Raw genomic sequence first — 13,790 nt, forward strand, 5'->3', positions numbered from 1 at the left:
TTGAAATTGGCCTGATCTTATACTGAGCCTAAACACACCCCCTGTCAATATATAAATATTAAAAACACAAACTATTACGCGCTTATTCCTTTGCTGTTAGAATGCCCCCTCATGACCACTTAACGCTTCCCCAGGTAATCACATGGCAAGACCCCGACTCGAAGGCAATCACATCACGGGCACGACGTTTAAGCTTCGCCCTGAGCTATTAGCCATCGTCACGGCGGGCGCTACCGCCCTTTCCCACCAGATTGCACGCACTCATCCCAGAAAGCGCATGCCATCACCAAGCAATGCCCTGTGGCTCCGCTCACTTGTTGAGTACACCTACGAACATATTTCCGAGGCCACGCCTGAAGTTCAGATCGCAGCTATGTATGCGGTGGTTGAACACGTCAAGAATCCAATCCCAGTCAGCATGAAGATCCCAGAGGAGCAGCGTGTGAAGTTGCGCAAGCTTGAGTGCTTCGTACAGGCCCTGGACTGGACTATCGACTTCAATCGAAACGCTGCATTGAATTTTATGGTTCTGGTTTACGGAGAAAGGTTCAACCGGACGCTTGAGCCGCTGCTTTCCTCGCCATAACCGAGCAAAGCTCGCCGTTACTGACACCATAAAAAACGGGGCTTACGAAGCCCCGTTGTAGTGTTCATTGTGTTTATCCCATTGCCTCCAGCAGACTGCCAAGAGGCTTGCGGCGCACCGTTGGAGGTGGCGTTGTAATTCCTGCCTCGTTGCCCGTTGCTGTCGATTCAATCTCGCGCACAACACTTTCAATGATAGCGCTCGAAGACTCGAAAGCCCGCCTGCTTCCTGCTTCAAGTTCCGCAGATGGAACTTCTGCTGGGGCCGGAGCAAGATGCGGATCTTGTCCGTGCGACAGAGGTAGGCTTTCCACGTTATGGTCCACGGCTACTTGCTCTGAAGCTTTCGCGTATGACGGAGATTGTGCAACTGGAGCAGACTGTTGCTGGCAATTAATTTGCGATTCTGTAGGCCGTTCAGTGACGGCTGTTTGCCCGCCATCTAACATCCTGTAGACAGCGGCGCTTTGTCCTTCGTCTTGGCGCAGTTTTGACCTTAGACAGTCCAGCAGGAACTCTTGCAGCACCCCCGCTTCCCTCATGGACTCAGTCATGCTAATCAACCGGTTTTTTTCGCTGTTTAGAGAAACGTCTTTGTCAGTGGCACGCATGATTATCTGCACACGTGCCTTCAACTGGCGCGCCGATACGATAGGTTTACGTCCAGCCATTTCATGTCTACCTGGTGGTGGTCAGATTCAGGCGCTTGTCTGCTGCGCTTTCATGTACTTCAGCACGCCGCGTGCATTCGCAAATTCATCGCCAATGCTGCCGACTGGTACAGCGTTCTTTAGTGACTCACCGAAGAGTACAGCGCCGCCGCCCACAAAGTGGATCACCTCAAAATCGTTGATACGACCCGCCTTCGACTGCATGTACGAGACCACCCGCTGAGTAATGGCGCGAAAGATCGCATCAAGATCTGCTTTTAAGTCATGCGTTTGGCCACCAGCTTTGTGAATGCCGTTTTGCATAATGCGTTCTACAGCCCGAGCCGAAAGCGCGGATTCAAAGCCACCTGTGCTGTATTTCTTTTGGTAGGCGTTGTTGATCTCTTCCCGAACATCGAGCACGCCGATTTTGGTAGTGCCGGAGTGTGCATGGTCGATCTTGATATCGCCATCAACCATACGAATGCAGACGATGTCCGTCGTGGAGCCGCCAATATCGACGATCAATGCACTGCCGTCGTTGTCGGTCAGTTCTTCGAAGGCATCGGTCATGTTGCAGTTTTCATCGAGAGCCCAGTCGTAAAAGGCACTCATGCCCTCAGGGAACACCCTGGCGCCAACGACCTTAACGGTTTTATCGCCTTGCTCAGCAATCACATTGTTGTGAATGAAGTTATTCTGAGAGCGCTCCTGGATGTCCGTATTCTTCTGACCGCCGACCATAAAATAGTCGGCAAATGGGAGAGTTACGCCAACCTGTACCTGCTTACCTTCCATACCGGAGCGAATCAGCGCGTGGTGCATCAGAACTCGGTTAGCCTCCACGAACGGGTAGTTCGAGTTTCGCAGGTCAAGCGGCTGAGTGATTGCCGAGCTGCATGTATAGGTGTTGGTGACGTTGCCTTCTTCGTCTACGACGCGGTAGGTGTCCTCTTTTGCTCCATCAACGCTAGTCAACGATGACCCACCAATCTGAATGCTGGTATCGACTTTCGTGCATACGATTTTGCCCGCATCATCGAACTGCGCAACCTTGTGGGATGCGTAGCCATTGTCATCTGCAACCAAGTGAATAGTTTGTTGTGGTTTCTTAGTCATTTTCAGCGCCTTGTAGATTTTAGTATTTGGCCATTCTGGCCATTTTGCGATTTGTGGATTTTGTTCTGAACGGGCCAGCGAAGGAGCGCCTGATCCGTTTGAGTGTGTACATCACCGTCCATCCCTTTCGCTCAAGCACAATCAGCAGCATCACAACGCAGAAGCAAATCTTCAGCGTGATCAGAAACGGCAGCACTGGAAGGATAAGGAGGGGCACCAATACGCTTGTATGGGCCTCAATGATCTTGAAGCTGATCTTCGATTGCTTGCTGACGAAAGCGGTATTGATCGGTTCGCCTTTTGCGGTTTCCAGAATCATCCGAGAAACTCCGACTTAAGCTCACGCTCAACGGCATACAGCGTCGACTCGTCGATGTTGCCGAGCTTGAACTGGGCTTCAGCTGATTTGAGCAAGCTCAAACCTTGTTGCTCGGTAGCTTCTTTTATAAGCAATGGCACTTTGTCGATACTGCTGCGAAGTAGCTCATGCCTGATGTCCTGGTTGAACGCGAGCGCTGAGCGAATCGCTACCAAACCATGACCATCCTTGTTCCTCAGCAATCGCTGATGGACGATGAGTCGGCAGTTGTCGATCAGCGCGTTCGTGATCCGAATCCGCTCGTTGGCGGGAAACGCATCAACCATTCTCGGAATCGTCATGTGAACGCTGCTGGTGTGCGAAGTTGTGTAGGTCGTGTGAGCTGACATCGAGGCCATAACAGCGCCATCAATCGTTTCTCGGTCTCGCGCTTCACCGAACACGACTTGGTCAGGATGCCGACGCAGCATGTTTCGAACGGCCAAGTACCACTCTTTAATGTGCGCACCATGCCCAGCCCGCCCAATGTCTGACTGGATAACTTGCCCAGTGATACCTGGGATGTCGTTCAAGTCATTCTCAATTGGCGCGTAGTACGTGATGATTCTCTTGGCTGGATACCCTGTAAGGTTTCGGCGAAGAAGGGAATCGAGCAGTGTTGTCTTACCGGAACCAGTAGGCCCCGTGACAATCACGATTCCCGAATCTGGCTGAGAGTTTTCTACGATGTACTGTTCAATGCCCAACTGCTCGTGCGTTGGTATATCTTTTCCCGTTGGGCGAAAGATAATCTCGATCCCATCGCCGCCGCCTGGTGCCAAGCAACCAGTAGCACAGCATCGAAACCGCACCGGCTTTTTTAGGCCGCGACTTACGATGTAGTTGAAATCCCTGGGCTCGGCGCGAGCGATCTCCATGGCAGCGTTTGGGTCATTGACCAGTGCGCCAAGAAGATCCTGTATCTCGCTTAAATAGAATTTCCGGTCGCCAAATCTGTAGAGGTTTCCCCCCGCCACTATGATGATCTTGTCTCCGTTTTGCAGGCTAAGGTCGGTAACCTTGTTCTCAATGCAGTAGGCCAGTAGTTGATCTAGGTAATCGAGATCAAGCTTCAGCGGCACCGGTATCAGCGGTTCTTCGAGCTTTTTGTTCATTACCAGAGAAGCCACTACCCCTGGCCGATGCTGAGATACTGCCGAGTCACGCTCCATCAGCGCGTCCATATTGGTGCCCACGTCTGACTGTTGGTGAAGTTGCCCAGTTGGCCGATGCCGATAATTTGCTCACCCACGTTCATGGTTCGACCTTGGAACGTGACCTGCGAATTGACCACCTTCAGATCTGCGGGAGTGAACATATCTCGTGCTTCGAGGGTCACGTACTGATGGCGCCCCTCTACAGCCTTGGCCAACTGATTGACCCGATCCTTGAACATCTCGTCTGCCTGGTAGACGCCCGCATTCCAACCCTCAAGCAGTGACCGCTTCCACTCGCTGGTCTCAAAGTCTTCTCTCGGGTAGAGAGCTTCGTGCGGTAGCTCGGGCTTATCAAAGCGCTGGTACACGTAATCCCGCCAAGTGGGGATCGAAGAAACCACCGTCGCCTCCTCTTGAACGGTGTAGGCGACTTTTACCTTGTGAACGTCACCTCCCTCTTTCGTGAACTGATCGCGCACCTCGGTGATCGCCGGAATGAGCAGATGTCCATCCCTTACGAACTGAGCAAGGTTGAAGGCAACATTGAGCTTTGGCTCAACGGCATCGAGATAATCCATGATCATCCCGTACCGGTACGCCAATCCTGTTTGTGCACCCACCCGCAACCCTTCCTGGCGCAGGGCATCGGTACGCAGCTTCCCGCCCTCGTCTTTTGAAAGCTCTTTCGTGTCTCGGCCCTTCAACTCGCCAATCGACCTAAGCTCAGCTGGTGCCTCGATCTGTGATGAGGGCATTTCTGCTACCGGAAAATCCACCATCATTTACCCCGTATAAGAATATTAAACCTTGTTACTCGGGACATTATCACACCTCCCTGATTCGACTACAAAGAAGGAGTGCGTGGTACTGTACCACAGCAGTCTAATTGTTGTGCCACCGAAATAGCAATCGTCGAATTTCAAAACCTACTGAGCTGAGCCGCATGAGCCCTCTAAATGGCGCTTTTCCGGACGTCTTGTCGGTGCAGGCTACCTTTCATGCGGCTTTTAAATGGCAATTCAATGCCATTCCTAAGCCATTCTTAAGCCATTTTAGCGCCACAAAAATATCGCCAGATAGCTCAGCCCCTTGCCATACTTTTTCCCGTGGTTTTTTATGGCATTCAAATGGCATTGTTGTGCCACAGAAATGCAAACCGCCTATTTCGGTGGCATTTAAATACAATCTTGTGGCACAGAAATGCTGTTTGGTGCCACGCAGCGCCGTTTCACCCTTACCCCTTCTCAAGCCGTTCTCGACCTAGGCCTACCAGGCGCATCCAATTCATGACGCTTTCCGTACTCTGGCCCGACCGATAATCAGTCGACTCACTTTCAGAAATCCACGCACATCTCTTGCGTTTCAACCTGACCGAAAATGCCAGCGCCAGAGTCCCACTCGGATGGCGGAGCCATCGCCATTGGCCTTCGCGCCCTTACCCTTTCATACGTCGATCTCGGCGCTAAATCTACTTTGTACCTAGCATCGAATCTTATCTGTACCAAGGCTAGAACGTTTTGTGTACCTGGGTTAGAATTTAGGTGTGTACCGGGGTCCGAACGCTTCCTAAAAACGTATCGAATCTATTACGTTTTGGTGTTTTTTGGTGGTACACCGAAAAATGGCGAAACGACCGGCCAACGCTACATATGCCAGCAAGAAGTGAATCCTTCGTCATCGAAATGAGTAGGATCGTTAACACCCATTTGGGCGCGAACCATGACTATCAGCAGTGAAATCCAGTTACGTGCTATTGGCATCCTCAACGCTTTCAAGAGCGACAACCTTGAAGGCTCGGTATCATCGCAAAGCAATAGCGTGGACGTAGAGACATCCTCAGCGCCAACCCTGATGCCCTCTCCCACCGATCACCCTGATGCGAGCGTTGACGTAGCAAAGTTCACGCGCTGGCTCGATCACCGCGTTACCGATAAAGGCCTGGGTGAGCAAACGGCATTGTGTTATCGCAAATGGGTTGCGAGTCACCTCGAAGCGGTGGGTCATGCGTCAACGTCTGAGCTTCGCTCCTGGATACCGCCAAGCAGGCGTGAACGACTCAAGGAAGCAGCGTCATTGAGTCCCGAGAACGTACTGCTCAATGGCGTGGACGATACAAAGCTGTTCGTAGCGACGACGAAGAAGAATCAGCGTTACCTTTCGTACTTGAGCGAGAGCGTATTGGATCTGCTGCAATTGGATCTGATGCCTCCGCCGCGTACGAAAGAGGAAGATGAAAAGCCATCGCGCAATCGCATCGCTGGCATGGAAACCTTTATGTGGTTTATGTGCACGCTATGGACTGGCCTGCGTCCGCACGAATGGCCGTCGGCGCGTTACCTTGAAGAGCATTACGACCCAGACACGCAGCTGACCATTCGGCGCGTACTGGAAGTGACAACGCTCAAGCAGTCAGGGCGGCGCGAAGATAACCCGCTCAAGGACAAGCGATACCTGGTTCTCGAAGACTGGCCCGACAACCAGATTCATGCGCTGAAGCTTTTTCTCGACATCGTGTATCGCCACGAAGATGCAAAGGTGTTCGGTGATTTTTACAACCGCCGACGCATGCTTCTTAATCGATCATGGGCCCGGATCGTAAAGTTCCACGGTGGTACTATCGAGCATCTCGGTGTCGAATTTTCCCCGCCCAAAAAGTCCAAGTTAAAATCGCTCGCCGCCTCGACCAGTAGTCCTGCTGTGTTTGAAGGCCAGTCGATCTGTTTCTACACGGCGCGTCATGCATTTGCAGAGGAAGCTCGGCGCAGTGGCACGTTCAGCCGCTACGATATGGCGGCAGTACTTGGACATTCGATGATCACGAACCAAAGCTACTACGGCCCTCGCAAGGAACAGTTCGAGAGGGAGCACCGCTACACACTTCCGAAGCCTTGGCCTGGCGAGTCTGATGCCATTGCGATGTGGGATCACACCGCCAACCCTCTGCGGGGCAAGTTCACCAACCGTGACGACCTCGCACAGTCGCTTCTGGACACTGAGAGCAAGAATCGGAACCGTGAGGACGTGGACGGCATCTCAAGCTTCTGGCTGGGCCTGTAGAGGCCTTAGGCCGCAGTTGCACCGTTATGCTGGAATACTGAGGGCGCAATGCGCCCTCTTCCATTTCAGTTTGCCTTACCGCATAATCGACCACGCACCGTAGCCGCTCGGCAAATTCTTTGGTGCATCTGCACCACCTCTTAAAATGGATCGTACGATCCAGTCTGCAACAAGCCCAACTCAAGCAACCCCGCATTCGTAGTTCGTACCCTGCCCTGCTTTTGCCTTGTTCGATGCGCATGCTAACCGCTGCTTGCGTGTGAGATTCGTCTTGCCCTGCGCATTTGCCGCGTCAACGCTCAAGCCGCTCAAGGCGTTACCGTGAAAGAAGGTTTTCAGCGTTCCCGCGATCAGGGCTCTACAGCGTTCCCGCATACAGCTTTGTTGCGCGTCACCGCTAAAAGCTGTCGTACGTTAACGGCGAAGCAGTCACGCCCTGGTGCAAGCCTTTGGGTGTCGCGGCGTGAGACTCAGTTCCACGGTGGAACATTTCGTCTTTGTTTTAGGTCGTGGAATCCAAGTTTGTTGCTTGGTGCTTGTGGGCTTGTCTGAATCAGAAAAAAAAGCACGTTCACGGCGGGCTCTGTGCTGTGCTTTACGGCATGTCGATTTACGCGCACTGGGATACTTGCCTGTGGAAGCACTCTGGGACTTTGATGGTAACGAGCCCGTCCCAGTTCGTATAAAGCTGGGGGAGGACGCCGTTCAACGCGTGTGCCCTGGATCTACCTTATTTGTGGTCTTCACATACGCGCACGATTCGCGGCTTCATGCTGTCATTGGGTGGTGCAGCAACAGCCAATGCATCGCGGTAGTTGTGTGAGGCTATGGCCTTGGATAAAGCCGTCGATGTCATACATCTCCACGCACCACTCACATATCGTCATCAGGGTTCTCATGTCTTGCATCCCTCCGGCGTATTGCCAGAAAACGTAGTTCAGTCGCATCCGGTTCCGCTGCTCGCAGTGGGTTTGTAATGATCAGTCCCGTGGCGCACTGGGCAATCGTGAGTGTGTCTTGATGTTCCACGCTGGAACTTCCGTTTCATCCTCTTTCGGATGTTGTGTGATTGTTGCGGCGTCCTCGGACATTCGCCCTGGTGGTGAAGGTGCGGTTCGGTTGGTGTTGTAGGGCTCATGCTCTGGCGCGGATGCTGCCTCTGCGGCGGGTGCTGATGTGCCAGATTCGGTTGAAAGTTCCACGCTGGAATTTTCATTGCTGTTGAGTGCGGGTATGTCGGGCGAGTCGGGGCCTTGCTTCATCCCGTAGCCCCTGCTGCTTTAGACTCGGTATGTGGGTTACCTGTGCGTCTCTGTAGCCAGCCACCACGCAACGTATGCCCTGCCTGATACACGGTTGATGGAGAGCCCGTGTAACCTCCTGGGCGAGCCGTGCATCGATCATATCGAGGAATCCTTGCCGGTGTGTCGCGTGGGGCTGGAGCCGCCCTACACGCCTTTGCTGCAATCGAGTTGTGCCTCAAGCGATGCAGTCAGCGCAGTTAACTCAGCGTAAACTTGTTGAAGCTCTATGCGGCCACGCTGTCCTGCGGTTCGTGTGTCAACGCTGCGTGTGTCATCGCCACTGGGTGAAAACGCATTGTGCTGAGCGTCGGCGCCGGTCATTAGGCTAGCGCTGTGGTTAACGCAATAGGCTTGTGAGGCGGCCCAATGGAAGTAATGCGCTTACCCTTCAATGCGTTGAGCCATTGTTTTTAGTCCCCCGCTGCCAATTCCGCCCTCCCCGCTTCTGTAGTCAATCAGCGCCAACCTTCTTTTGTGCGCCAGCGATCAACTGCGTTAACTCATACGGCTTTTCAGCGACCACGCTTAACAGCTTATTCGCGCCAACCCAAAGGCAGTGCCGCCCGCCTGTGGTTAATACAGATGCTCACTGCTGCAGTCGCCGGACATGCGATTCACCGTCAGTTACGAACTGGCTCAGCTAACCCAGTCGCGGGACATGTACCTGCCTGGTTGTTCTATTGGCGTGTCTCGCAATCCCCAGTCGTGTTTGGGCTTGTCAGGTGCCTGGAGATGGTTTCAGGCTTCTGATATGTAAGGTTATAGCGTTACTATTATGGTACGAACCAAATAACTTGTACTTGTCGTGTTCCACGGTGGAAGTATGAGGCCAGTGCCGAAGGCTATGTTGTACTCGTAAAGGATTGGCGTGGTTCCATCGTGGAACTCTCTGCCCAATACAGCTATCTGACGTTGGTAGTCTTTGCTGTTGTTCCACCGTGGAAGTCTGCAAGGTGCGGGATTATCGGCATGTTGTCGGCAACTGTTCCACCATGGAACTCAGTGTTCATTACAACGAGTGCTGCTATCGATCAGCGGCGAGGTACCACCGTGTATCTACATTGCGACATCTTGCCAGTCCTGCTCGATGGCAACGTGTTGCCGAGGTTCCATGGTGGAACATTCATCGGTGCTTGCGTGGGTCACGCTGAGCCAGTGCTGGTTCGTCGCGTGATCATATGCCTGCGGTGAGAGAACTACTGTGGAACTAAGATGGCGAACGTGTGCCATCGATCCTCGATGCGCAGCGTGCGGGTGTGGTGCCATGGTGGAGTTTTCTCGGCCTGTTGAGTAGGCCCCTGCTGTCAGCGCCTGGTGGGCGGCGCCAGTTTATGTATGCGCTGAGTGGTTCCATTGTGGAACTCCGCTATCAGCGCAGTAGTCATTCCCCGGTCTGCACGCATGCACGTTCCATGGTGGAACTATTCGTCAGCCCTGCCCGATCAGCGCCAGCAGTCCAACAAACAGTTCCACAGTGGAATCGCACTGCGAATCGCCCGACAGCAAGCCAGCAAGATGGCGATTGGAGTCAGTGGTTGCACTCCTAGTGCCGGGCCGATCACGCACACGACTGAGGTTAGTGCTCCATTTTGGAACTCAGGTTTCAGCGCCAGCCGACATGCCCTGGTCAAAATGCTTGCACGTTCCACAGTGGAACTATTCATCATTCCTTCCCGTCAGCGCCATCCTTGCGCTGGTTCCATCGTGGAGCTATTGGCCGATCCAGGATCAATCGATAAATGTCTACGCGTTGGGACCGTAGGCTTCGACGTGTACAGCAACTGGGCATGGGTTGCTGTCTTTGCGTGATTCGTAGCTACAGACGACAAAGCAAAGTTCCAGCGTGGAATTCGCTTCAGCTCGCATTGCGCTCTACGGCCTGAAATGCGCTACAACTAAGTGTCGCTCATAGCGTCAGCAGTCAGCAGTCAGCAGTCAGCGACAGCATTACTGAAAGTTCCACTCTGGGATTGTTCGGCAATCCTCCGGATGCCATGGAGCGGCGACTCTAGTTGGTTGGGCATGCGCTCAGTTACAGGTGCCGTCGAATTACCTGTATGACTCCGGAAACGACTGAATCGAGTGCTCGCGCATTTATTACGGAAATGCAGTGTAAGAGTTCCACCATGGATCAAAAGTATCAGCGCATTCAACCGCGTTGTGCAGTGATGCTTTGGCAGCTGCTACGCAGATGGTGGCGACAGTTCCAGCGTGGAACTCATGACCTGCGTAGAGGGTGAGCGTGCTTTCGTGATCCGAATCAGCCAGAGCCCCAACTGACTTTCCGCTGAGGGTGGCGCTATGGTTACGATTCCACAGTGGAACTTTTCAGGACAGCAACTGCTGAGTTGCCGACGTATCTACGCAAGCGACTTAGCTGTGCTTGTCTCGTGTCGAGGTTGGATCTGTGGTGCATTACTTATGTTCCAGCGTGGAATTTATCAATCACCAAACCCAAAGCATGGAAATTTCGACGACTCATTGAGGGTAGGGCGAGCGTCATTGTCTGGGGCGATTACCAAGACCGCAGCCATGATGGCCGCGTTTTCATTTCGTGTTCACCTGGTACAGGTTGGATTCGTGAATGCAATAATTCCACGATGGAACTCTTAATGACCAAGACTCAGTTATAGAGGTCCCAAATTCACGTTTTACGTCGAGCTGCTGTGTGAAATCTGCAAGGGTAGGCTGAAGCCAGATTCTCAAATTTCACGTAGCGCACGGATGTATTTTTGGCTGAAAACCAGTATCAGGGGCAAAAATTATGAAGGGTTCCTTGCTGGAACTTCTTCGCTTGAAAATCAGAGAGCCCAAAAACTCAGCCACTGATGCAGTGATCGACGATTGTAAAATTCCACCATGGAACATTTTCACTCGCTGGGCGTGTGCTGCGGGTGAGACCAGTAGCGGTCAGGTCGAACAAGTGACTAGGTATAGTGATTAGATACGATGCTTTTAATTCTTCGCTAACGCCCTATATCGCTCCAGCGTTGACGCTTAAATGCCTTTCAAATCGTTGACGAAAAAGCTCATTCACGTCCACGCGATTAACAGCGGCCAGATCAACTATTCGTACAGGATCGTTGGTGTCATTTTTCAAGCGCCAGAATTACAGGTCACATCCTGGACGGAATGGGCCTGAGGCTTTGTGCATCCTGATCGGCCAGTCGCACCTGGTATAGGCTGATCGAGACCATCCATCCAGTGCCTTCATGTGAAGCCCCTATTGCTTTGAAGCTACGCTTTTATAGAGTGCCTGTTATACCCATAGGCAGGTGCCTGATTTAATGAAGCGAGCAGCAGAAAAGCCTGGGGTTGATGCGCGAATAGGCTGATGGGGTAGGGTGGATACAGACCAAACCAACTGGAATAGGTGCCGTGGCGGTTTTGTGCAGGGCGATATGCAGGTAAAGATGGTTGGTGCCTGTGAATTGGCTTGGTTTTGCTGATTGACGGGCGAGGGGAGTCCGGGCCTATAGACCGTAGCTCAATTGGAGCGGGATGCTTTGAGGTTTCTGAGAGCTTCGAGACCGACCGTGCTGCGTAAGCCTGGTGGTGAAGGTTCTGCAGGTACTGGCGGTGGTCCGGTTTGCGGCGGCGGGCCTTGGTCTGGCTGATTGTTCCATTGTGGAACTTTTGTTTCAGGGGCGTCGGCTTTTAAAGAAGTGGATACGGCCAGTGCAGCGCTGGCCAGCAGTTTACGCAGGGATGGCCTTGCGGCTGATCTGACGGTGAATCGATGGAAAGATTTGTGAACGGCTATCTGTTCCGGGTTGATCTTTACGCCACGATAGCCGCTGGTTTGAATCAGCGCCCGCAGAGAAGAGACCATGGCCCGAGCTGCTGAGTAGACGCCCAGTGCTTTATAGAACGCTGGCGTGATGGCAATTAGTGCTACACCGCGATTGATCAAGCGGTGGCGAGAAAGGTTTGCTAGCGCACGTTGCACAGTCCGTTTGCCCAGGCCACAGCCATTAGCGATCTCGCGTATATAGATCTCACGGTAGCGATTCTTCTTAACAGCAACGCAAACACCGCTGACCAGATCCAGCTTGTCGATCAGGAATGATAGGACGGCTGTGATACTCCGCCGCAGTTGGGCATGCATCCGATGATTGCGATGGGTCTGTCGCTCGATCTTGATGCGGGCAGTGAGCGGGTAGCTGCTGGTATCGGGTGAAGAGTTCCATCGTGGAACTGGCTTTCCTGCTTCCTTGGCGGCGCGGATCTCTCGATATTCAGTGGCGTGTTTACGGTTACCGTAGTAGTCGAGGTCAGCCTCCCATTTCGGGCGACGAACAGAACGTAGGTATGCCAACTCACTCAGGACAGAAGGGTCTGTTGCAAACTGACTGACGCGATCCTTCAGCATTTGCTTAAAGGTAAGCACGCTTTGCTGAGGTTGATTTCGGGATGGGGTAGTCATGATTCACGGGGCTTTATGCGCCAGGCATCACAACCAGTGACTCAGATCGGTAGGAGATAGAAAAAAATGGATGGAAATGACAATTTTCGTGGAACTTGGTCTTGACCAAAGTTCCACGATAGCGGATTATGCGTGACACAGGGTTTCGCTAAAAACCCTGTGAAAATACATAATCCGGCTTTGCATCTCGACCACTTAAACCCGCCTGCAAGCGTCTTTGAGGTCATGAATGTAATGCCGGGTTTTTTTTTGCCCCTAAATCCCCCTTGTAGCCGAATCCGACGGCTCATCCATTTCATGCGACCTCATGGTCTGCATGTTGAGAGTTCCATCATGGAACTCATAGCGCTCCGCTAAAAGCGCGTTTTGATTCTGTTTAGTCGGGGCTCATGCCCTCTACTGTGATGTCCACCTGTGGTACGTTCTAGCGTCCTCAGTGGTACAAGACCGCAGGAGAATAACCCAGCAAATCAAAAACTCCGAACTGTTTATTTATACAGTCACGACGATGTATCGTATTACTGTACGATATAAAATCTCACTCAGCAGCCATCTGCTGGCCTGGGTCAGTACCGCTCGAACAAGATCGAGCCCTCACAACCGGTGCATGGCGAATGAATCAAACAGAAGACCTGGACGTATTGCAGCATGGCACCCACGCCACTCGGCGCGGCATACGGTTTCCGTTGTTCGCAGTGGAATGGCTGAAGCTGACAATGATCGAGGAGGAGGGCGCTGAGCCTGTGCTGTGCACACCTGGTTGGAATGGGCTCACCGTTCGCGTGTTCGGGCAGACGGCATTACGGCGATGGACGCGAGGCAGCATCACAGAAACGACTACCCGCGCTGTCGAGGTCACTCGAAGCGCCGACTTCACACACTTTCTTCTACAAAGCAAAAGCGCCAGTTTCCTTCAGATCCGGTTCGGAGCACGAGTCAGCCGCTCCAAGATGGTAGAGATGTGTGGCGATCAAGTGTCGGCCCAGTGCATTGAGTGTGTGATTCAAAAGCGCGGGCGTGACTACCCGCAGGTGGTGGTTTCAGATGGTACGCCGGACGAAGCTGTTCCCGACGCTGAGAGTAAGGTTTGAGTAACCGAGCCAGCCGGACGCTGGGAATGTACGAGGAAACAAG

Annotated in this window: 10 protein-coding genes; 3 read left to right on the forward strand and 7 right to left on the reverse strand. The window is 52.8% G+C overall.

The window, feature by feature from the left end; all coding sequences use genetic code 11:
- Positions 1 to 142 precede the first annotated feature (142 nt).
- Entirely contained in the window at positions 143 to 586 is a 444-nt protein-coding gene (locus tag HBO09_RS17315; RefSeq protein WP_170060940.1) for a hypothetical protein, read from the forward strand.
- 73 nt (positions 587 to 659) lie between these two features.
- On the opposite strand, the gene HBO09_RS17320 is transcribed toward HBO09_RS17315, so the two are convergent.
- From HBO09_RS17320 to HBO09_RS17345, 6 genes are all read right to left on the reverse strand, one after another.
- Positions 660 to 1,256 (reverse strand): hypothetical protein, encoded by a 597-nt coding sequence (locus tag HBO09_RS17320; RefSeq protein WP_169995855.1) that lies wholly within the window; start codon positions 1,254 to 1,256, stop codon positions 660 to 662.
- A 27-nt stretch (positions 1,257 to 1,283) separates the two neighbouring features.
- The gene (locus HBO09_RS17325) at positions 1,284 to 2,354 is read right to left on the reverse strand and encodes a ParM/StbA family protein (RefSeq protein ID WP_169995854.1); all 1,071 of its coding nucleotides are present in this window, start codon (positions 2,352 to 2,354) and stop codon (positions 1,284 to 1,286) included.
- A gap of 19 nt (positions 2,355 to 2,373) precedes the next feature.
- Positions 2,374 to 2,673, reverse strand: coding sequence for a hypothetical protein (locus HBO09_RS17330; RefSeq protein WP_169995852.1), 300 nt, complete (start codon positions 2,671 to 2,673; stop codon positions 2,374 to 2,376).
- Entirely contained in the window at positions 2,670 to 3,884 is a 1,215-nt protein-coding gene (locus HBO09_RS17335) for an ATPase, T2SS/T4P/T4SS family (RefSeq protein ID WP_169995850.1), read from the reverse strand. The genes HBO09_RS17330 and HBO09_RS17335 overlap by 4 nt, the downstream gene beginning before the upstream one ends.
- Positions 3,884 to 4,651, reverse strand: coding sequence for a type IV secretory system conjugative DNA transfer family protein (locus HBO09_RS17340; protein ID WP_169995848.1), 768 nt, complete (start codon positions 4,649 to 4,651; stop codon positions 3,884 to 3,886). Before HBO09_RS17340 ends, HBO09_RS17335 begins: the two co-directional genes overlap by 1 nt.
- A 214-nt stretch (positions 4,652 to 4,865) precedes the next feature.
- Positions 4,866 to 5,117: a hypothetical protein gene (locus tag HBO09_RS17345; RefSeq protein WP_169995846.1), complete on the reverse strand. Its 252-nt coding sequence runs from the start codon at positions 5,115 to 5,117 to the stop codon at positions 4,866 to 4,868.
- A 471-nt stretch (positions 5,118 to 5,588) separates the two neighbouring features.
- On the opposite strand from HBO09_RS17345, the gene HBO09_RS17350 reads away from it, so the two are divergent.
- Positions 5,589 to 6,926 carry a hypothetical protein gene (locus HBO09_RS17350; RefSeq protein WP_169995844.1) on the forward strand — a complete coding sequence of 446 codons (1,338 nt, stop codon included), beginning with the start codon at positions 5,589 to 5,591 and terminating at the stop codon, positions 6,924 to 6,926.
- A gap of 4,791 nt (positions 6,927 to 11,717) precedes the next feature.
- Here the strand turns inward: HBO09_RS17350 and HBO09_RS17355 are convergent.
- A complete protein-coding gene (locus HBO09_RS17355) occupies positions 11,718 to 12,656 on the reverse strand; it encodes a hypothetical protein (protein WP_169995842.1) in 939 nt (312 codons plus the stop codon).
- Positions 12,657 to 13,270: 614 nt separating this feature from the next.
- Between HBO09_RS17355 and HBO09_RS17360 the strand changes: the two genes are divergently transcribed.
- A complete protein-coding gene (locus tag HBO09_RS17360; RefSeq protein WP_169995840.1) occupies positions 13,271 to 13,747 on the forward strand; it encodes a hypothetical protein in 477 nt (158 codons plus the stop codon).
- Positions 13,748 to 13,790: the final 43 nt, after the last annotated feature.

Origin of the sequence: Pseudomonas sp. WS 5027 (assembly GCF_012985695.1) — a bacterium.
Taxonomy (GTDB): domain Bacteria; phylum Pseudomonadota; class Gammaproteobacteria; order Pseudomonadales; family Pseudomonadaceae; genus Aquipseudomonas; species Aquipseudomonas hygromyciniae.

Coding starts and splice junctions, on each gene's coding strand:
- HBO09_RS17315 (WP_170060940.1), top strand. CDS start 143: ATGGCAAGACCCCGACTCGAAGGCAATCACATCACGGGCACGACGTTT.
- HBO09_RS17320 (WP_169995855.1), bottom strand. CDS start 1,256: ATGGCTGGACGTAAACCTATCGTATCGGCGCGCCAGTTGAAGGCACGT.
- HBO09_RS17325 (WP_169995854.1), bottom strand. CDS start 2,354: ATGACTAAGAAACCACAACAAACTATTCACTTGGTTGCAGATGACAAT.
- HBO09_RS17330 (WP_169995852.1), bottom strand. CDS start 2,673: ATGATTCTGGAAACCGCAAAAGGCGAACCGATCAATACCGCTTTCGTC.
- HBO09_RS17335 (WP_169995850.1), bottom strand. CDS start 3,884: ATGGAGCGTGACTCGGCAGTATCTCAGCATCGGCCAGGGGTAGTGGCT.
- HBO09_RS17340 (WP_169995848.1), bottom strand. CDS start 4,651: ATGATGGTGGATTTTCCGGTAGCAGAAATGCCCTCATCACAGATCGAG.
- HBO09_RS17350 (WP_169995844.1), top strand. CDS start 5,589: ATGACTATCAGCAGTGAAATCCAGTTACGTGCTATTGGCATCCTCAAC.
- HBO09_RS17355 (WP_169995842.1), bottom strand. CDS start 12,656: ATGACTACCCCATCCCGAAATCAACCTCAGCAAAGCGTGCTTACCTTT.
- HBO09_RS17360 (WP_169995840.1), top strand. CDS start 13,271: ATGAATCAAACAGAAGACCTGGACGTATTGCAGCATGGCACCCACGCC.